We start from the raw sequence: 20,166 nt of genomic DNA on the forward strand, positions 1-20,166 counted from the left end.
AACAGTAGATTAAGGAAATCAGCAATCTGAAATGTATGGAGTGAAAAATGAATAAAATAACATGCATTTGTTTAGGCGTGCGGAATATGGAAAAGGCATTAAAATTTTACAGAGACGGGTTGGGATATAAGACAGACTGTAAAGAAGATAATCCACCGGTATGCTTTTTTAATACACCGGGAACAAAATTTGAACTTTTCCCTTTGGATTCATTGGCAAAAGATATTAATGAAAATAATCCGCCGACAGGAACCGGCTTTTCAGGAATTACATTGACATACAATGTGAAAAACAAAGAAGATGTAGATAGCGTTATTGAGTTGGTAAGAAAAGCCGGAGGAACTATTGTTAAAGAGCCGCAAAAAGTATTTTGGGGCGGATATCATGCATATTTTTCCGATTTAGATGGATACTACTGGGAAGTATCTTGGGGACCCGATTTTCAATTTGATGAAGATGGCCTATTGAAATTTTAGAGCGAATAGAATGGATAATTATGGCATCGAGTAAAACATATTTAGATTTTATTTTGGAACAGTTATCGGAATTGCAAGACATACGCTATCGCGCAATGATGGGAGAATTTATCATTTACTATCGAGATAAAATTGTGGGCGGTATCTACGATGACCGCTTACTGGTAAAAGCGGTTCCGTCGGCAATTGCGTATATGCCGAACGCTTCCTACGAATTGCCGTATCAAGGCGCAAAAGAAATGCTTTTAGTAGACGAAGTTGATGACAAAGCATTTATAACGGGCTTGTTTAATGCAATGTATGATGAATTACCGGTGCCGAAAATGAAGAAAAAAAGATAAAAAGTGTGCGGTATTTATACTATGGAGCTGCTCCACATTAAGTTTTAGACTGAAAGCGATATTAAAAACAATTAACAACCTCTCCGCACGAATAAATTAAATTTTTAACAGACAGGATACTTGATTTTTGGAAGCTCTTGTATTACATTGTAGTAAGAGGTGTTAGAAATGACTACAATATCAGCAAAAATTACACAGAACGATAAAATAAGTTTTGAACGAATCTGTGATTCTATGGGAATCAATATTTCTTCGGCTATAAATTCTTTTGTAAAGGCCACGATTCGGGAAAATGGCCTGCCCTTTGCACTGAAAGCATCCGAGGATCCGTATATTTATTCGGAAGAAAATATGAAATATTTGCGTAAAAGTATACATCAGATTGAAACCGGAAAATGTCAAATTCATGAACTGAAGGAAACTGACTGATGGTAAAAGTTTGGTCTGATATTGCATGGAAAGATTATTGCCGCCTTTTTGATAAACATCAGCAAAAATTGATAAAAAGTACACATGATTTAATTAAAGATATTGAAAGAAATGGTATTGATAAGGGAAAAGGACAACCTGAACCATTAAAGCATGAATTATCAGGGTATTGGAGTAGAAGAATAGATGCGGCAAATCGACTTGTATATAAAGTTGAAGATAATAAATTATATATTGTTCAGTGCGGTACACATTACCATCAATAAAAAAATCGTAAGGAATCGGTAATTATGGCATCGAGTAAAACATATTTAGATTTTATTTTGGAACAGTTATCGGAATAATAACACTGCTCGATGTTTCCTTTTCATATCCGGATTTTGCACTATGATAATTATCCATACTTGACATTTCCAGCTCTTTTTAGTAACATTGTTATCAATTAATAGAAATGTTATGACAAATATGGATAACTATTATGGAAAAAATATTAGTCGATAAAGGTGAACTGAACACACAGGCAAAGATTTTACGTGCTGCAAAACAGGAGTTTTTTGCCAACGGCTTTGCAGATACCAATGTGCGCACTATCGCCGAAAAGGCAGGGGTTACGACGGGGGCGTTGTATAACCTTTTTGATAACAAGGACGGCATATTCGAAGCTCTTGTAAGCGGTGTGTTCGACAAATTTTTAGACATAGTAGCGCATCGCAATGTATTCGACGCTGAAAATTTCGGTATGAAAACAAGCGAGCTTTCAGCAATTATCGAACTATCGCAACGCCGGTTCTTAAAAATGGTGGATTTTTTTTACGATAATTGGGATGCGATGAAACTGATTGTCTGCTGTTCGAAGGGAAGCTCCTATGAGCGCATTTTTGATAAAGCAATCGATTTAATCGAGCGTGAAACACTTCGATGGCTGAAACAAGACGGCGTTAAAATGTCGCGCCGCATACGATTTTTTATTCACGTTATGGTAACGTCTCACTGTGAAAATTTAAAAGAGATTTTTTATCATAATTTAAAAAAATCGGAAGCGATGGAATATGTGCTCGATTTTAACGTATACCATTGTGCCGGCTGGAAACAATATTGGATGGAGCAAGTGAAGAGTTAATGGGTAATGTTTAATTGGTAATTAAAGCGTGCGCAATTACTCATTACAAATTAACAATTACACATTGAATTAACGGTATAGGAGGTTTGAATGGACACATATAAAAGATTGTTTAAATATACGCCGGAAAAAATACATTGCGTGTATATTTCGGCGTTATGCGCCGTGCTGGGAGTCGCTTCTCAGATGGGCGCTTTTTGGTTTTTATGGAAGTTTTTGTACGCGCTTTTGGTTACAAAAAACGTTACGGACGGCTCGATGTACGCGACGGTAATTGTCTCGCTGTTGGCGGGCTATTCGATTGTGTACTTCGGCGCGTTATGGGCATCGCACGTGCTCGGCTTTCGGCTCGAATCGAATTTGCGCAAAACCGCAATCAAACATTTAATGAACGCTTCGTTTGCCTTTTTTGACATGAACCCGTCGGGAAAGATCCGAAAGCTGATCGACGACAATGCGCAGGAAACGCATATGCTGGTTGCGCATTTAATTCCCGATAATATTTCCGCATTGTTTACGCCGATTTTTATGTTTATCATCGTGTTTGCGGTCGATGTAAAGCTCGGTTTTTTGCTCCTCGGTGTTGCACTTATCGGCGGTGCGCAGATGATGTTTATGATGGGCAATAAAAACTTTATGCAGAAGTATCAAGCGGCATTGGAACGGATGAATGCGGAAGCGGTCGAATATGTGCGCGGTATGCAGATTGTAAAAATCTTTAAAAGCACCGTCGAGTCCTTTAAAGCGTTTTACGAAGCAATTACCGGTTATTCGGATTTGGCGTACAAATACACGCTCAGCTGCCGTTCTCCGTATGTGATGTTTCAAGTGCTGTTCAATCTGTTTGCCGTCTTTACGATTCCTGCCGCCATTTATTTTATGAATAAGGGCGCTGACGGAAATCTCATCATTGCAAAAATCGTCTTTTTTGTGTGCATTGCCGGCATTCTTTTTTCGGCATTTATGCGCGTTATGTATGTCGGAATGTACAACTTTCAGGCAAAAAGCGTTGTGGATAAACTTGAAAATCTTTTTGCAGACATGGAAAAGGATAACCTTGAACACGGCACGGAAGAAACGTTTGAAAACTTCGGAATCGAATTTAAAAACGTTTCGTTCGGCTATACCGACGAAAAGATTTTAAAAGACGTCAGCTTTACTTTGGCTCCGAATAAAACCTACGCGCTTGTCGGCTCTTCAGGCGGCGGAAAGAGTACAATAGCAAAATTGATTTCGGGTTTTTATAAAATAAATTCGGGTGAAATTTTAATCGGCGGAAAAAATATTTCGTCATATTCACGGAATGCGCTCATGCACAGTATCGCCTTTGTGTTCCAAACGTCGAAGCTCTTTAAAACAAGCATTTTTGAAAACGTCAAAATGGGTAATAAACATGCAAGCGATGAAGAAGTGATGAATGCGCTTCGGCTTGCCCGCTGCGAAGACATTTTAGCAAAATTCCCCGAACGTGAAAAAACGGTTATCGGTTCAAAAGGCGTGCACTTATCCGGCGGAGAAATTCAGCGCGTTGCGATCGCCCGCGCTATTTTGAAAAATGCGGATATCATTATTCTGGATGAAGCGTCCGCCGCTGCCGACCCCGAAAACGAATACGAAATTCAGCAGGCCTTTTCCAATTTGATGAAAAACAAAACGGTTATTATGATTGCGCACCGCCTCAGCTCGATTAAAAATGTCGATGAAATTTTGGTTGTCGAAGACGGAAACATCGTCGAGCGCGGCAGCGATGCCGAGCTTATGCAAAAAGGCGGTAAGTACAGCCGGCTGCAAAAACTGTATTCTCAAGCAAATGACTGGAAGGTCTAAACTTAATTGGTAATGGATAATTTGTAATTGATAATTACAGAGCTACGTACGGTGTACGGTAATTACTCATTACACATTACCAATTACACATTGAATGAGGAGAATTTTATATGACTAAATTACAAAAATGGTTCGGTGTTACCGAATCGGGTGCAAAAGGAATAGTTACAGCGTCGGTATGGTCGATGCTTGCGGATATCTCGTTTATTTTACCGATGTTTTTAACGATGTTTTTCCTGCAGGGATATTTTGACGGAACGCTGCGGCCGGCGGGATTTTATATCGGTATTATTGCCGCGCTTGCGCTGGTGATGTATGTGCTCGTGCATATCAATTACAACACGCTCTACACGGCGACGTTCAAAGAATGCACAGAGCTGCGCGTTAACATTGCCGACCGGCTCAAAGCCCTGCCGCTTGCGTATTTTTCGAAGCACGATGTTTCCGATTTGTCGCAAACGGTGATGACCGACGTTGCCGCAATCGAACATGCGCTCAGTCACGCAATTCCGCAAACAATCGGCCTTGTGCTGTATTTGATTATAATCGGCACGATGATGATTGCCGCTCATCCGGGATTGGGCTTGTGCGTGTTTGTTCCGATTATCATCAGTTTTATTCTGTTAATCCTGTCGAAAAAAATTCAAATACGGGAAACGACGCGCGACTTTCATAAGCAGCGTGAGCGTTCGGAATTTTTTCAGGAGACAATAGAGCTTCAACAGGAAATTAAAAGCTACGGGCTCACGGATACGGTTGCGGCAAAACTGAAGGGCAATGTCGACGAAGCGGAAAAACTGCATTTGGTCGTGGAAGCGCATCAAGCGATTCCCCTCAACATCGCAATGCTGTTTTTAAAGTTTTCAATCGGCTTTACCGTGTTTTTCGGATTAAAAATGTATTTGGCAGGGACTGCGCCGCTCTTGTATTTTATCGGCTATATTATCGCCGCCTCGCGCGTTACCGACGCGGTTGCGGGCGTCGAAGCGAACCTTGCCGAAATGATGTATATCGATTCGCGCGTTAAGCGCATTAACGAGCTGCGCGAAACGGAAACGCAGGAAGGAGAGCCCGCTTCGTTGCAGCATTACGGCATTCAATTTGAAAACGTCGAATTTTCGTATAACAAGGGGCAAAAAATTATCGACGGCATTTCGTTTACTGCCGAACAAAATCAAGTAACCGCGCTTGTCGGCCCGTCCGGCTGCGGAAAGACAACCGTGCTCCGGCTTGCATCCCGTCTCTACGATTATGATAAGGGACAGATCCTCATTGACGGCAAAGACATTGCAAAGATCGACACCGACAGCCTCTTCGATAAAATTTCGATTGTGTTTCAGGATGTCGGACTTTTTAATACGTCGATTATGGAAAATATCCGCGTCGGAAATAAAAACGCAAGCGACGACGACGTAAAAAAAGCCGCCCGTCTTGCAAACTGTACCGAGTTTATCGAAGCTTTGCCGGACGGCTACGATACGGTCATCGGCGAAAACGGTAGCCGTCTTTCAGGCGGAGAACGTCAGCGTCTTTCGATTGCGCGCGCTCTTTTAAAAAACGCGCCGATTATCATCCTCGACGAAATAAGCGCTTCGCTCGACGTTGAAAACGAAATGAAAATTCAGGAAAGCCTCAACACGCTCATAAAAGGCAAAACGGTGATTATTATTTCGCACCGCTTAAAGTCGATCGAAAACGCCGACAAAATCATCGTCATGAACGAAGGCAAAATCGACGCGGAAGGTACACACGCTGAACTTCTTAAAAGATCGCCGCTCTACCGCGATATGATTGAAAAATCGGGCTTGACGGAAAACTGGGTGTATTGAAAATAATTATAAATTATTAATTAATAATCGGGGGGGGTATTTTTATATGAATGATATAAACAAGCAACCGACGGAAAATCCGGATGAAAACAAAGGTACGGCAAAGCGAAATCGGGCGGAACTCGGAAATGATGAACGCAATCCCGCAAAGCAGCAGACTGTCAAGCGGCTTTTAAGCTATGCGGGAAAGAGCAGAGGGCTTTTGTCGCTGTCTCTTGTGCTTTCCGGCTTGAGCGCCCTCGTCGGTTTTGTGCCGTACATTATGGTGTTCTTTGTAATGCGTGATGTGATTTCTTCAGTTGCGGCAAACGAGGCGGTAAACGCCGCCGCCCTTGTAGGCTACGGACTGTGGGCAGTCGGTTCGGCTGCAACAGGCTTTGTGCTCTATTATGCGGCGCTTATGCTTTCGCACGCGACCGCGTTTACGATTCAGGAAAACCTTTCGATTCGGATGACGGAAACGCTTGCGGAACTTCCCATCGGCTGGCATATCACGCATGTGAGCGGTAAAGTGCGCAAGGTGTTTGAAAAAAACGTCAATCAGCTCGAAACGCTGATCGCTCATAGCCTGCCGGATACCGCGCAAAATACGGTTTCTCCCTTTGCGATACTCGTTCTCATGCTCGCCTTCGATTGGCGGCTGGGGCTGGTGTCCCTGCTGCCGCTCGTGCTTGCGTTCGTGCTGCAAATGCTTTTAATGCGCATCAGTTCAAACTCGGGCTTTATGCAAAAGTACGAAGATGCACTCGAACAGATGAATAATGCCGGTACCGAATATGTGCGCGGCATTTCGGTTATCAAAACCTTTAATCAGTCCGTGTATTATTTTAAAAACTTCTACACCTCGATTATGAACTATAAGGAGTTTGTGCACAAATATTCGATATCGTGGGAAAACGGGTATTCGATTTTCCTCGCGCTCATTAAAGCGGGCTTTTTATTTCTGCTGCCTGCCGCGCTTTTGATAACGGGAACGGCAACGCTCGATGCTCGTTTTTTTTACAGCTTTGTGTTTTACCTTGCCTTTGCGCCGGTTACCTACGGGATGTTGATAAAAATCATGTACTCAAATACCTTTCATCAGCGGTCGAACGATGCGCTCAACCGTATAGAAGATATTTTGCAGGCGCCGCTGACCGAAGAACCGGAAAAGTCCGTGCTGCCCGAAAAATACGATATAGAATTTAAAGACGTAGTGTTTTCTTATAAAACTGAAACGGCGGGATCTGCGGAAACGGGGAACTCAAACCCCGGCAGCGATAAAATGCCGCAAATCGCCGGCCGCCCCGCAGTGAACGGCATCAGCTTGCACATCCCCGAGCATTCGCTTACCGCGCTCGTCGGTTCCTCAGGCGGCGGCAAAACGACACTCGTCAATTTGCTCGGCCGTTTTTGGGAAGTCGATTCGGGTTCAATCAGTATCGGCGGCGTCGACATCTGCGACATTAAAACAAGCGACCTTTTGCGCACCGTCGGCTTTGTATTCCAAGAAAACAAGCTCTTTAAAGAAAGCATTTTTGAAAATATCCGCTACGGCAAAAAAGATGCAAGCCGCGAAGAAGTGCTTGACGCGCTCCGCAAAGCCGAGTGCATGGATATCATCGAAAAACTGCCTGCCGGTATAGACACCGTGTACGGTACCAAAGGCACATACGTTTCAGGCGGAGAAGCGCAGCGGCTTGCCATTGCCCGCGCGCTTTTGCAGGACGCTCCCGTCATCGTACTTGACGAAGCGACCGCCTTTGCCGACGCCGAAAACGAATACAAAATCAAAAAGACATTCGACGTGCTGCTCAAAGACAAAACCGTCATTATGATCGCCCACCGCCTCTCTTCGGTCGTCAATGCCGACAAAATCTGCGTTATCAATGAGGGCAGTCTTGCTGAAACGGGAACGCATGCCGAGCTGCTCGAACGCAAAGGTCTTTATGCCGGTATGTGGGAAAACTTTCGAAAAGGCATCGAGTGGAAGGTTTAATAATTAATAATTTATAATGGATAATTAGAGGATAATCGGAATCGGTAATGACTGAAAGCTTTATACCGATGTGTTATAATCATCCTGTATAAGGCGGTTGTCATGAAACAAACTAAACGGTCGCGGCTGAACGCGCGATGAAACGGTTTGCAGGATTCGGTATGCATAAATAATATTGATTATGCATATGATTTTGTGGTATAATATGCATACGGGGGGATATATGAGAACAACGCTGGATCTGTCCGATACCTTGCTTGAAGAAGCGATGACATTGACAAAAATTACGACAAAAACGGAGGTCATAACACAAGCGCTTGAAAATTTGATACAAAAAGAAAAAGTTCAAAAACTGAAAGACTATTACGGAAAACTTGATTTGAATATCGACTTAAAAACGCTGAGAAAAAGGTCATAAAATGGTATTGGTCGATACTCCCGTCTGGATAGAATATTTTAGAGGCTCTGCGCGCTCTGTCGTGCTCAAAGAGTTGATACATAATAATACGCTTTGTATCAATAATCTCGTGCTTGCCGAATTGCTTCCTTTTATTAATCTGAAAAAAGAATATGAGTTGAAACGGCTCTTGCTTGCGATTAAACGAATAGAACTTGAAATAGATTGGGACGAGATTATCGATATGCAGACCCGAAACCTGTTGCACGGTATAAACAAAGTCGGTATTCCCGATTTAATAATCGCTCAAAATGCGATCAACAATAATCTCTTTTTATTTTCGTTTGACAAACATTTCGGACTTATGCGCGATTTGTTTGCTCTTAAAATATTTACGCGAGAATAAGTCGCCGAGCTGCTCGAACGGAAGGGCGTGTACGCAAGTATGTGGAACGATTTTCAAAAAGGCATCGAGTGGAAAGTTTGAAAAGCGACGCTCGGCTCAACACGTGGTAAAAATTATTATTTGCAGGAGGACAGGCAATATGGTTATACACGAATACGGAAACATCGAGGCGGAAAAAATACTGGTTTTGCACCCGATGTTGCTGACCGGTGCCTTTGCGGCAAAGCTGTTTGCGCCGCTGAGCGATCGGTACTGTATTATTGCGCCGGATTTGTCGGCTCACGGGCAAGCGTCTTCGAGTGAGTTTGTTTCCGCCGAAAACGAAGCTGCGCAAATCCTTTGCTATCTGAAAGAAAAAGGCTATACGGATATTGCATTGACGCTCGGTATTTCCCTGGGAGCGCGGATTGTGCTGGAACTGTTGAAGGATGACGACATACACTGGAAATGCATTGTTTTGGACGGTGCGCCGGTATACAAAAATGCCCGCTTTTTGCGCTTTGTGTATACCGCCGTCTTTTTAAGCAAATGGAAAAAGGCCCGAAAATGCAAGGGGTTTGCTCAAAAGAAAATGACCGCATTGTTCGGTGAAGCGGGCGAAGTAATGGGAAGCACGTTTGAAAGCATGGGTGAAAAAAGCCTGCGAAATATCATAGCGGCATGCAGCCGCTTCGATTTTTATCCGTATCCGAAAGATGTGCAGCAGCGTATGTATTTTGAATTCGGCAGTAAAGAAATAGATGCACGGCAAGCAAAGACGATTTTGCGCCGCTACCCTTTTGTGCATATCGCACTGCATAAAGGGTACGGGCACTGTCAGTATATGGCAGCGGAAAAAAAGGCATACCTTGCGATGCTTGAAGAGCGCATGAAGCGGAAGGTTTGAATAAATTGATGATCGATAATGCGATGATATCGGTTCAAACGAGCATACAATTTACAAATTAACAATTTAAATCCCGCGTCATATCTGAAGCAGTTTCATCGGTTTTTTTACCGGGACGAAACCTTTTTGCCATCCGCCCTTCCGCCGCTTGCTCACGCGCGGCGTCCTCGCTCCGCTCCGGTCGCTGCCTTCGGCACGGCTCCACGGCGGCGTAGGCGTATCGTATTGCGAGCGCATGTCCGCACGCGATATACTTGCGGCGTTTTATTCTACACGTTTCACGGAAATCAAATTTTGCCCAAAAGAGGTAACAGCGCATAAGGATTCATAAGAGCGCGGAACATAATGCCGTTCAACGGCAGCTTCGATTGTGTCTCACGCTTATGTATGCGAATTATGTTAAGCGCACATTTGTACAGCATATTGAGATTCTGCTGTATGTTCTTACTCTGAACCCTGCATCTGTCCTCATCAAAATGTACATCCAACAGCCAGTGCATCGTTTCTACCGACCATTCCTCTCTTGCATGATGGAGCAGCTCTTCCGCTCGTAACGCTTTACTTGAAATATAATAATGCCATTCTTCCGTTACACCTTTACTCGTCTCAAATCGCGTATGAAGTGCTCCAATGCATTTAAGCGCCGGCCATGTTCTGCCGCCCGGTTGCCAGCCCACATCATCACTCGTATACGCACTGCGCCTTTCCTTCCGCCCATGTCCCTTTTCCGTTCGCGTGATGCTGTCCATCTTCGCTCGCAGCTTTGTATCCTGAACATACTCTGCGATATCGTCCATAAGTGCTTGCTGATTGCCCTTCGCACTTAACAAATAATCCGCTTCCGCCCCAATTATCGCTTCGGCAGTCTCTATTTGACAGTTCATTGCGTCTGCGACTACCATACAGCCCTTAATTTCAAGCTCTTTTATCAATTCCGGTACAGCCGGAATCTCGTTACTCTTTGATTCGACCGTTCTTTGGGCAAGTGTCAGCCCCAATTCCCCTATCTGTGCACTGATGATATGCAAGGGATTGTCGTATTTTTTCATCTTTCCCGTTGAGCGGATAGCTTTTCCGTCTATGGCTATCGTCAACGGCTGCTTCTTTTTCTTCTTGCTTTGTTCTTCCTCTTCCGTCTCAAGTTTTGCTGCAAGAGCCGGTACAACCGAAGCAACCCATTGTTTCATACACTCATTCAGTGATTCCGGCCGTATGATTCCAAGCAGACTTAACAGCCACCAATAGCACGGTATCCGTTTGATTCCGAAGGTTTCTGCCAAAAATGTTCTGACATGTTCGGTTGTTGCCCACTCGTAGATTTTCTTTACGCTTTGTAAATCGCACAGGCTTCCCAGAATCACGATGATAACCGCATCTTGTACGCTACAAAAATATCCGTCGTATTCCCGCTCCGTCTCAAGCACTGCAAGTGCATCTTCTAATGTTTCCCACCTCATGCGCTTACTTTAGCACTTTATCAACTTTTTAAACAGTCCTCGGGTAAAATTGATTTCCGTGCTACACGTTTTCCGCGCCTTGACCAAGTATAAAAAATAATGATATATTTGAGTACTTATTTCGATATCTTATGACCTCGATAGCGATATCGCGGTTGATTATATAAGGAGCATGTTCTATGTTACGGACATATCAGCCCAGCAAAGTTAAACGCAACAGAAAATTCGGATTCAGAGCGCGCATGGCGACAAAGGGCGGCCGCAAAGTTCTCGCCCGCCGCCGCGCGAAGGGACGCAAAAAGCTGTCGGTCGCGGACGAAAAAAAGAAGTATTGATTTTAGGGACGGAAGCTGCCGATGGAAGCCGCTTTGAAAAAGAAGAGCGGATTTAAACGTTCAGAACGTATAAAAAAATCCGCCGCTTTTAAAGCGCTTTTTAAAAACGGAAAGCGAACGGGTATTCCGGGCGCAAAGCTGTTTTATGCAAAAAACGGATTGCGCATAAATCGCGTCGGATTTCCTTTGTCACGCGGATACGGTAACGCGGTGCAGAGAAACATATCGAAAAGATACAGCCGTGAAGTCTATCGTTTATTAAAAGCACAGTTGAATATCGGATACGATATGCTCTTTCTATTGTATCCCGGGTGTGATTCGTTCGACGCCCGATGTGCACAATTTCGATTATTGTGTAAAAAAGCGGGATTGATTACGGAATGAAACAATTCCTTACGAAATTTTTCTGTCTTTGCATCCGCGCCTATCAAGTCTGTATTTCTCCGTTGTTTCCGTCGTGCTGCAGATACACTCCGACGTGTTCGCAGTATGCGATCGAAGCGATCAGAAAATACGGTCCGTGCAAGGGTCTTTTTTTCGCAATAAAAAGAATCGCTCGCTGTCATCCGTTTCATGCCGGAGGATACGACCCTGTTCCTTAAAACGCGGGAGCGCGTAAATTATCGCGCGCATAAAGCGCATGCTTAAAATGCGGCATCGCGTAATATACTGATTTTAAAATGCCGTCCATGTACGGGTGCTTTTTAAATTAATAATGTTAAAACTGATGGAGATTTACCATGGATAAAAATACTGTTTGGGCTATCGCCTTGTCGACGGTCGTGATCGGCACCTTTATGGTTTTGCAGGCTACCGTATTTGCGCCTCAGCGTCAAAACGGAGCTGCGGCTGCGGAACAGCCGGCGGCAATTTCTGCAGATGCCCTTCCGGGAAATTCGCAAGGCGCGGCGCCCGTGCTTATCGCTTCTTCAGATGCCGAAGAAGCCGTTTCCGAGCAGACGCTTACGATCGTAACGGATAAAATCAAAGCGGTCTTTACGAACAGGGGTGGCGATATCATCGGCTACGAATTGCTGAATCACGTCGACACCGATACGAACAAAGGCGTTGAAATGGCGGACAATATTTCCGCGTTCAACCGCGCGTGCGCCGTTTCGTTCGGCGATGCGAACGGCGCGATGATAAACGATCTGTTCAGCGTGGAACAGCCGGATGCGAATACCGTACTTTTTACGAAGCGCTATAACGGCTACACCTTCGGCAAGCGCTATACGTTTATCCCCGGCGAATACATGTTCAAACTTGAAGTTTTGATGCACAGCGACGAGGGCACGGTTTCACTCAATACGAATAACGCCGCCTACACGATCCGCACGGCGCCGCAAGTCGGACCGCATTACAACCCGCGCATGAACCGCTACGATTCGCGCATGTTTATCACGTTCGACGGCAACAAAAAGAAATACGTACAGGTCGGCACAAAACAGTTTAAATCCTACAAACGCGATTACGTGTGGGCGGGCATCGCGGGAAAATACTTCGAAGAACTTTTCATTCCGGAAAAACCGGAGACGATGGCGGGCGAAGCGTATTATTCTTCGCGTACGGAAGTCGGCGACTATGCGAACGCGCAAGCTTTTTTTACACGCAAGCCTTTTTCCGGCACCGATATGGCCGACACGTATTACGTTTACTTCGGGCCGCGCAACGAAACCGATTTGCGTCTCTACAATACGGCGCAGGCGAACGGCTGGCAGCTTGAAAATGTAAAACTCGACGAATCGCTGCAGGGTTACGGCTGGCTCGGCTGGCTTGAAAAAATCCTTAAATGGGTTCTCGAAAGGTTGTATAAAGTCGTTCACAACTGGGGCGTCGCGATCATCGTCATGACGATTTTATTAAAACTTGCAATGTTCCCGCTGACAAGACAGCAATCGCTCGGCACGCTTAAAATGCAGGCGCTCCAGCCGAAGATAACGGAGCTGCAGACGAAGTACAAAGACAATCCGCAAAAATTGCAGGCGGAAACGGCAAAACTTTACAAAGACAACGGCTACAATCCGATGAGCGGTTGTCTTCCCATGCTCTTCCAATTTTTAATAATTTTTGCGATGTACGATCTGTTTAACAATTATTTCGAATTCCGCGGCGCATCGTTTATACCCGGATGGATTCCCGATCTTTCGACGGGTGACAGCGTGTATACGTTTCAGCGCGACATACCGCTTATAAGTTCTTTCCTGGGTAATTCGCTCCGCATCTTACCGATCATCTATCTCGCATCCCAGCTTTTGTACGGCAAAATCACGATGGTCGGCGGAACCGCGGCGGGAGCGGGTTCGAGCGCAGGACAGATGAAATTTATGATGTACGGTATGCCCCTCATTTTCTTTTTCCTGTTCTATAATGCGCCGTCCGGACTGCTTTTGTATTGGACGGTGAGCAATATCATTCAGATGGGACAGCAGCTGATAATCAATAAATTCATGCAGCAAAAAAAAGCGGAGATCGCCGCGCAAGCCGGACAATTTAAAATTGTTAAAAAAGGTAAAAAGCGCTGATTCGTATTTTATTAATCGGCTGATCGGCGGCTTTCGAAAATTGTACTTTCGGAAGTTTCCGATTTCCGTTTGAAAACTGTAAGAGGTACGTTATGATATACGAGTATGAAGGAAAAACCGAAAAAGAGGCGATCGAAAAAGCCGCGAGCGAACTCGGTCTCGAACGCGATCAGTTCGACGTGGAGATCCTTGAAACGCAAAAAAATTCGCTGTTCAAAAAAGGCTATGTAAAGATCCGCGTCAATCCGGTCGATTCTCCCGATGCGTCGCACGCGGGGAACGACAACAGAATGTACGAAACGCCTGCGAGAATCGTCGCCGATCCGCTGCCGCAGGATGAGTTCGAAAAAAAGCTGCTTGAGTTCGTCGACACGATTATCGAAAAGATGGGCTACGACGTAAAAACGGAAATCGTATTTCGCGAAGCGAAGAAAATCGGCATAAAGATGAATTCTCAGAATTCGTCGATCCTTATCGGACGGAAGGGGAAAAATCTCGATGCGCTCCAGCTTTTGGCAAATATCTACGCCGGCCGGCTCGGTCACGAAGACGTGCGCATCATCCTCGATTCGGAAAATTACCGCATCCGCCGCGAAGAATCGCTCGTGCGTCTTGCGTACACGACTGCGGACAAAGTGCATCAGACGCACAATTCGATTTTGCTCGAACCGATGAATCCGTTCGAACGCCGCCTCATTCACACGACGCTCAACGACATCCCCGATATCGACACGAAATCGGAAGGCGACGGTCTGTACAAGCAAGTGCGCGTTCTCTATAAGGGCGTTCGCTGACGTATTCTGCAGTGCGCGGCGCGATCGAAGCGGTTTGAAATTTTATTAATTTTTGATAAGGTGAAAAGGCCTATGCGGAAATTGTTATTATCGTTTGCAGTGTGCTGTGTTACGATCATGTACGGAGGATGCAATCCTATGGAAAAAAGCATAAAATCGATACAAGGGAAAGACGGAGTATTCGCCGTCATGGAGACGACGCGCGGAAACATCGTGCTTGAGCTGTATTACAAAGATACGCCGCTTACCGTCGTGAATTTCGTCGGGCTTGCCGAAGGCATGCTCGATGCGGCGAAAGGCAAACCCTTTTACGACGGACTCACGTTTCACCGCGTCATCAGCAAAGGAAACGGAGACGATCAGGATTTTATGATCCAAGGCGGCGACCCGCGGGGTAACGGCACCGGCGGCCCGGGCTATTCCTTTCCCGATGAAATCGTCGACAAATACGCCTTTACTTCCGGCGGTCTTCTCGCCATGGCGAATTCCGGCGCAAATACGAACGGCAGTCAATTTTTTATCACGATCGTTCCGACGCCGTGGCTCACCGGCAAGCACACGATTTTCGGCAAAGTGCTTGAAGGACAGGACGTCGTCAATAAGACAAAACAGGGCGACGCGATCAAAAAAATTACGATTGTGCGGAACGGCGAAGACGCGAAAAAGTTTACCGCATCGCAAAACGATTTTAATAAATTATCCGCCGAAGCACTGAAAGCGGCCGCCGCTCGGAAAGAAGCCGCGTTCGCCGATCAGATCAAAACGATCGAAAAGAATTTTGCGAATTTCGAAAAAAACGCCGACGGCATTTATTATAAAATAAAGAAAGCCGGCAGCGGCGAAAAAACGGGAAGGGGCAAAAAAGTTTCCGTCGATTACAAAGGTTATCTCATAGACGGCCGCGTATTCGATTCGTCGGAAGGCAGGGCGCCGCTGTCCTTTACGACCGCCGCGGGACAGATGATTCCCTGTTTCGACGTGATGGTGCAGGATATGAAAAAAGGCGAAAGCCGAACGATCGTCATCCCGCCCGATTTGGCGTACGGCGAGCGCGGTTACCCCGGCGTCATCCCCGAAAATGCGTATATCGCATTCGATATTACGCTTCACTGAGGTAAACAGAAATTATTAATTATTAACGCCGTGTTTTCAAACGCGGCGTTTTTTTTATCGCTTTTATAAAGAGGAGCGAAGTAAATGATTTCCCCGGGATTAAAAAAATTAAGTAAACAATACGGATTTAAAAATAACGGTACTTTTATATACGGTATCGTAAAAAATTCATATGTCATTGTATTCGACGGAAATAATCGGAAAAACGTTTGGTTTCGATTTCCGGGACAGTTTGATGAAGGCGATAAAATAAAAATCGAATCGTGGAAAAGGAAAGGCTATGCAAAAGAAATTATTTTTTTGGATGATAGCGCGATTTCCGTTGAGATGAGTTTTATAGAGCATATTGTTCCGTTGAATATCAAAAAAATAAAAGAAGTCATTGACGACATTGCAAATTATATATTTAATAAATATCCGGAAGGAAAAATTCTATGCAGCGAAGACGACTGTTCGGCCGATGCTGTTACAATATATAATGTTGGAGGCCTTCCACTGCCGCTTTGCCGCATTTGTGCCGAAAATTTGAGTACTCGGACAGAATCCCTATACAAAGAAGAAAAGGCGGAAAATAATAATTATATAAAAGGTATCATATATGCGCTCTTTTTTTGCATACCGGGAATTTTATGTAATATTTTTTTCGGTATGCTGGGGAAAATAACAGGCATTTGCGGTGCCGCATATTATGGGCTTGCACGAGAAGGATTTTTGGAGGCAAAAGGAAAATTTAATAAAATCGGTATCGCACTTGTTTCCGTGGTAAGTTTGTTGTTTTCCGTTTTCGGAGCTTATGTAAGTTATTTTGCATATGTAATAAAAGAAATTATAACGCAGTCCGAGATAAAAAGTTCGACCTTTAAAAAGGCCGCCGAAATAGCTTTTAAAATCATGCGTATACCTGAAGTAAAAAAAGAAATTACAGCAAATATACATATGTCATTGGTTTTTTGCGGAATAGCCATTATTATTTTTATGATAAAAGATTTTCAGGAGGTAAAGAAAATCAAAATACGCAAAATATAATCCCGTTCGCGGCGTTTTTTTATCGTAAAAAAACAAAACGCTTTTCGATTGTTATTCGGCACTTGCCCTCTATTGCAGTTTCAGCCGGTACAGTTTCGAGCCGCGGGCGGGCGTCCATTTTTCTTTACGCTTTTCAGGCAGCGTTGCGATATCGTCCGGCACGAATCCCAAATTTTCAAACCAATCGGCCGCCTGTGTCGTGAGGATGAATACGCTTTCCGAGCGTTCCCGCTTTGCTTTTTTTAATAAAAATTCGATGAGCTTCGGTCCGACGCCGATATTTGCGCAGGATTCGTCCACGGCAACCGCTGCGATTTCCGCCTGATGCGCGTCGTAAAAATGCAGCGCGGCGCATGCGCGTATGCCTCCGTCGAGTTCATAGACGATATAATCGTCCGCGTTTTCGAGCAGTTCGGCATCGCTTCTCGGCAAAAGTTTTCCGGAGGCGACGAAAGGGCGCATAAGCGAAAGAACTGCCGGAATGTCTTCGGTTTGCATAGCGCGTATGCCGCCGTAGTTTTCCGAATAGATCATCGTACCGCTTCCGAGTCCTGAAAAAATTTCGCAGGGCAGCACGCCGTCGTGCGCACCGTTTACGATATGAGTTCTTGCGACGCCCGATGCGCACGCGCTCTTTGCCAAGCGCAGGAGCGAAACGATTTTTCCGTTTTCCGAATTCGCGTTCGCTTCGATAAAAGAATCGAGTTCGCCGAGATTGAGCGCGGGGATTTCGCCCGTTTCCGACACGGCGATTCCGGACGGCACGGTAAAGTGCGATGCGCTTATATCGTCGCCGCTCGTGACGAAAAATAATTTATCGGCTTGCAGCTGTACGGCGACTTCTTTTGCGAGCGCCGGAGAAGAGATATTGTACGGCTTTCCCGTTCGGCTCCAGCCGATGCACGGAAAAATCGGAACGAAGCCGTCGGCAAGCACCGTACGGATCGCGTCGGTTTCGAGTTTGTCGATTTCACCCGCGTCCCCGTAATCTTTGCCGTCGAGCACGCCGATCGCGCGCGAGCGTACCCAGTTTCCGATCACGGCGGAAATGCGGTTCGCTGCGAGCGAAGTCATCACCGTATTCGAAACGTCGAACGCCGCCATTTTTATGAGAGGCATCGCTTCATGCGTCGTAACGCGCACGCCGTTTTGCATCGTCCACGAAATATGCGATGCCGACAACACTTCGTCGATGCGTGTGCGCGAACCCGGCACGATGAGCACGTGCAGTCCCGCTTTTTTAATAAGCGCGATGTCGCGGATGTGGCTTGAAAAAAGCGGCGAGTCGATATCGTCGAGATAGATGACGACGACGGCGTTTTTAAATCGGTCGACGTACCGTATGACGTCGCGGATGCGCTGTGCTTTTTCGGTTCGTATAGTGTCCGCCATACGATCATTATAGCGCGCGGATGCGTCGAATGGCAATGTCGAAAAGGGCCTGTAGAAAATCGGCCGGTGTACGTTGTCGCTGACGCTTACTTCGCTCCGTTCTTTTTCCAAAGGATACGGGCAAATTTTTTTATTTGCTTATTTGTTAAATTTGCAACAGTTTTTTCCGTCGGCCGCAGATGATAATACGCCAACAAATCTTCGATGTCGCTGCAATATGTTCCATCGTTACAATGAATACGATAAATAAATTTGCTCCGTTTATCATATTGAACGCTGAATCCTGCCGACAGAAGGCGCTTTATTTCATTATCCAATCCCAAGTAAAAACCGTTTTCAGAATTCTCTTTTATATATGCAGATAATCCGTCCGAAGGAAAATCCCAAGTATCGGAAACTTCCCTTAGCAAAGACGGTTCAAACGTTTCCTGTTCTTTTTGCAATTTCGATTTATTTATTCTGCGTAAACTTCTGTTTGCAAAAGAGCGAGCCGATTTATTACTGCTGTACGCGACATACGGCATAACCGGATGTTTTATATATGATTTGCTCATTAGGATACTTCCTCTGCAATAACCAATTATCGCATAATATACGAAAAAAAGGAAGTATAAAATATTTTACCGCCTGAGGTTTGCTTACTTTATTTTGCTATTCAGTAAACGCGCGCTATCGGCTATACTCGCCTCATGACGATTTTTGCACTGTATCCCGTATATTTCGAAAGATGCGGGGAGCGATGATGCTTCGATCGCAATTTAAAGCCTTTGTCGAATTCCGCGACGAATTCCGTTCTCGCGTTGCCGAGTGGTCGCACTATGCTTCGGCACTTGAAGCGCTGCAAAAAACTGCCGCGCAAAAGGACACGCCGGATTATCCTGTCGAAACGGCGGTTGTGTATAACCGTGCGCTCGACGACGTTTCCGAAAATGATGAAATCAAATTGATCGTCATCGGCGACAACCCGGGCAAAGACGAACAGCTTTCGGTCAACAACCGTTATCTCGTCGGACAGAGCGGAAAAATCGCCGACGGTTTTTTTCGTCGCAACCCCGAACTGCACACCGACTTCAGAAAAAATGTCGTCATCCTCAATAAAACGCCGGTACACACCGCGAAAACGCATCATCTGCGCGCCCTGCAAAAAGCCGATCCTGAGATCGCAAAGCTCATCGAGATAAGCCAGCTGTGGATGGCCCGGCACACGGCAAAACTGCATCGCGCGCTTTGGGAAAACGGCGCACGCGGAAAACGGGGAACAAGCGGCGGCTTCGTCCCGACCGGTGTAAATGATGGAGAGCGCGGTCTGCTCGATACGGTCGGCACAAAAATCGGCGAGTGTTTTAATCCTCCTCAGCTGTGGCTTGTCGGCTACGCGGAATTGAAAGCGCGGGGCATATTTACTCCGTACCGCGATGCACTCAAAGCCGCCTATGCCGGAAGCGATGCGTGGAATAGTGTTTTCGTCTATCAGCATTTTTCAATGAATCGCTTTCTCATCGATTTGAAAGCCTATCAAAAAAATCGGGCGGAGGACGGAAAAGATGAAAACGTGCGCGGAGGAGATAAAACCGCGTACAACGGGATGGTAAACGGCGGTGAAAACGTATCTCTTGCTTGCGATCTCGAAAAGCTCGGCGAATATCACAGAAAAGAAATTTTCGGCGAATGAGTATCGAATCGAAAAAATAAAGTCTGTTAAAATTTGTTAATTTTATTTTTTATTAATATCAAAATATTTCAACCCGTTTTTATATCATAACTTTATGTAAAAACGGCAAAATAAAAAACTTGACAGCTGAAAAATCTGCCCCTATAATTTACCTATACTTATTAAA

The 20,166-nt window shown here is 45.2% G+C and carries 21 protein-coding genes and 1 pseudogene; 19 read left to right on the top strand and 3 right to left on the bottom strand.

Features of this window, described 5'->3' with window-relative positions; translation table 11 throughout:
• Window positions 1-47: 47 nt before the first annotated feature.
• The 11 genes and pseudogenes from H9I36_RS09770 (at window position 48) to H9I36_RS09820 (ending at window position 9,689) form a co-directional block, all read left to right on the top strand.
• Window positions 48-476, top strand: coding sequence for a VOC family protein (locus H9I36_RS09770; protein WP_187385171.1), 429 nt, complete (start codon window positions 48-50; stop codon window positions 474-476).
• Between the two features lie 20 nt (window positions 477-496).
• On the top strand, window positions 497-817 hold the full coding sequence (locus H9I36_RS09775; RefSeq protein ID WP_016518379.1) for a TfoX/Sxy family protein: 321 nt from the start codon (window positions 497-499) through the stop codon (window positions 815-817).
• Window positions 818-985: 168 nt separating this feature from the next.
• Window positions 986-1,246, top strand: coding sequence for a type II toxin-antitoxin system RelB/DinJ family antitoxin (locus H9I36_RS09780; RefSeq protein ID WP_002681992.1), 261 nt, complete (start codon window positions 986-988; stop codon window positions 1,244-1,246).
• A complete protein-coding gene (locus H9I36_RS09785) occupies window positions 1,246-1,512 on the top strand; it encodes a Txe/YoeB family addiction module toxin (RefSeq protein ID WP_002681991.1) in 267 nt (88 codons plus the stop codon). The genes H9I36_RS09780 and H9I36_RS09785 overlap by 1 nt, the downstream gene beginning before the upstream one ends.
• 190 nt (window positions 1,513-1,702) lie before the next feature.
• Window positions 1,703-2,366 (top strand): annotated as a pseudogene (locus tag H9I36_RS09790) (TetR/AcrR family transcriptional regulator).
• 90 nt (window positions 2,367-2,456) lie between these two features.
• Window positions 2,457-4,193, top strand: coding sequence for an ABC transporter ATP-binding protein (locus H9I36_RS09795; RefSeq protein ID WP_187385173.1), 1,737 nt, complete (start codon window positions 2,457-2,459; stop codon window positions 4,191-4,193).
• Between the two features lie 110 nt (window positions 4,194-4,303).
• Window positions 4,304-6,022 carry an ABC transporter ATP-binding protein gene (locus H9I36_RS09800; protein WP_187385174.1) on the top strand — a complete coding sequence of 573 codons (1,719 nt, stop codon included), beginning with the start codon at window positions 4,304-4,306 and terminating at the stop codon, window positions 6,020-6,022.
• Between the two features lie 46 nt (window positions 6,023-6,068).
• Window positions 6,069-8,000: an ABC transporter ATP-binding protein gene (locus tag H9I36_RS09805; protein WP_187385175.1), complete on the top strand. Its 1,932-nt coding sequence runs from the start codon at window positions 6,069-6,071 to the stop codon at window positions 7,998-8,000.
• 223 nt (window positions 8,001-8,223) lie between these two features.
• Window positions 8,224-8,418 (top strand): type II toxin-antitoxin system VapB family antitoxin, encoded by a 195-nt coding sequence (locus H9I36_RS09810; RefSeq protein ID WP_187385176.1) that lies wholly within the window; start codon window positions 8,224-8,226, stop codon window positions 8,416-8,418.
• Between the two features lies 1 nt (window position 8,419).
• Window positions 8,420-8,803 (top strand): PIN domain-containing protein, encoded by a 384-nt coding sequence (locus H9I36_RS09815; protein WP_187385177.1) that lies wholly within the window; start codon window positions 8,420-8,422, stop codon window positions 8,801-8,803.
• Window positions 8,804-8,942: 139 nt separating this feature from the next.
• Window positions 8,943-9,689 carry an alpha/beta fold hydrolase gene (locus tag H9I36_RS09820; protein ID WP_187385178.1) on the top strand — a complete coding sequence of 249 codons (747 nt, stop codon included), beginning with the start codon at window positions 8,943-8,945 and terminating at the stop codon, window positions 9,687-9,689.
• 287 nt (window positions 9,690-9,976) lie between these two features.
• Here H9I36_RS09820 and H9I36_RS09825 read toward each other — a convergent pair whose 3' ends face one another.
• The gene (locus H9I36_RS09825; RefSeq protein WP_187385179.1) at window positions 9,977-11,146 is read right to left on the bottom strand and encodes an ISAs1 family transposase; all 1,170 of its coding nucleotides are present in this window, start codon (window positions 11,144-11,146) and stop codon (window positions 9,977-9,979) included.
• A 179-nt stretch (window positions 11,147-11,325) separates the two neighbouring features.
• On the opposite strand from H9I36_RS09825, the gene rpmH reads away from it, so the two are divergent.
• The 7 genes from rpmH to H9I36_RS09860 all read left to right on the top strand — a co-directional run bounded on the left by rpmH (window position 11,326) and on the right by H9I36_RS09860 (window position 16,936).
• Window positions 11,326-11,481, top strand: a complete 156-nt coding sequence (gene rpmH, locus H9I36_RS09830; protein WP_016521223.1) for a 50S ribosomal protein L34 — start codon at window positions 11,326-11,328, stop codon at window positions 11,479-11,481.
• A 21-nt stretch (window positions 11,482-11,502) separates the two neighbouring features.
• Window positions 11,503-11,865 (top strand): ribonuclease P protein component, encoded by a 363-nt coding sequence (gene rnpA, locus H9I36_RS09835; protein ID WP_187385180.1) that lies wholly within the window; start codon window positions 11,503-11,505, stop codon window positions 11,863-11,865.
• The gene (gene yidD / locus H9I36_RS09840) at window positions 11,862-12,083 is read left to right on the top strand and encodes a membrane protein insertion efficiency factor YidD (RefSeq protein ID WP_187385181.1); all 222 of its coding nucleotides are present in this window, start codon (window positions 11,862-11,864) and stop codon (window positions 12,081-12,083) included. The genes rnpA and yidD overlap by 4 nt, the downstream gene beginning before the upstream one ends.
• 138 nt (window positions 12,084-12,221) lie before the next feature.
• Window positions 12,222-14,003, top strand: coding sequence for a membrane protein insertase YidC (gene yidC / locus H9I36_RS09845; protein ID WP_187385182.1), 1,782 nt, complete (start codon window positions 12,222-12,224; stop codon window positions 14,001-14,003).
• A 92-nt stretch (window positions 14,004-14,095) separates the two neighbouring features.
• Entirely contained in the window at window positions 14,096-14,797 is a 702-nt protein-coding gene (gene jag / locus H9I36_RS09850; RefSeq protein ID WP_021495493.1) for an RNA-binding cell elongation regulator Jag/EloR, read from the top strand.
• Between the two features lie 138 nt (window positions 14,798-14,935).
• Window positions 14,936-15,910: a peptidylprolyl isomerase gene (locus H9I36_RS09855; RefSeq protein WP_187385183.1), complete on the top strand. Its 975-nt coding sequence runs from the start codon at window positions 14,936-14,938 to the stop codon at window positions 15,908-15,910.
• Between the two features lie 84 nt (window positions 15,911-15,994).
• A complete protein-coding gene (locus tag H9I36_RS09860) occupies window positions 15,995-16,936 on the top strand; it encodes a hypothetical protein (protein WP_187385184.1) in 942 nt (313 codons plus the stop codon).
• 69 nt (window positions 16,937-17,005) lie between these two features.
• Here the strand turns inward: H9I36_RS09860 and argA are convergent, their stop codons facing one another.
• Window positions 17,006-18,328, bottom strand: a complete 1,323-nt coding sequence (argA, locus tag H9I36_RS09865) for an amino-acid N-acetyltransferase (RefSeq protein ID WP_187385185.1) — start codon at window positions 18,326-18,328, stop codon at window positions 17,006-17,008.
• Between the two features lie 86 nt (window positions 18,329-18,414).
• Window positions 18,415-18,852: a hypothetical protein gene (locus tag H9I36_RS09870; RefSeq protein WP_187385186.1), complete on the bottom strand. Its 438-nt coding sequence runs from the start codon at window positions 18,850-18,852 to the stop codon at window positions 18,415-18,417.
• 218 nt (window positions 18,853-19,070) lie between these two features.
• Between H9I36_RS09870 and H9I36_RS09875 the strand changes: the two genes are divergently transcribed.
• A complete protein-coding gene (locus H9I36_RS09875) occupies window positions 19,071-20,000 on the top strand; it encodes a hypothetical protein (RefSeq protein ID WP_187385208.1) in 930 nt (309 codons plus the stop codon).
• The last annotated feature ends 166 nt before the right edge of the window (window positions 20,001-20,166 follow it).

Origin of the sequence: Treponema sp. Marseille-Q4130, assembly GCF_014334325.1 — a bacterium.
Classification (GTDB): Bacteria; Spirochaetota; Spirochaetia; order Treponematales; family Treponemataceae; genus Treponema_D.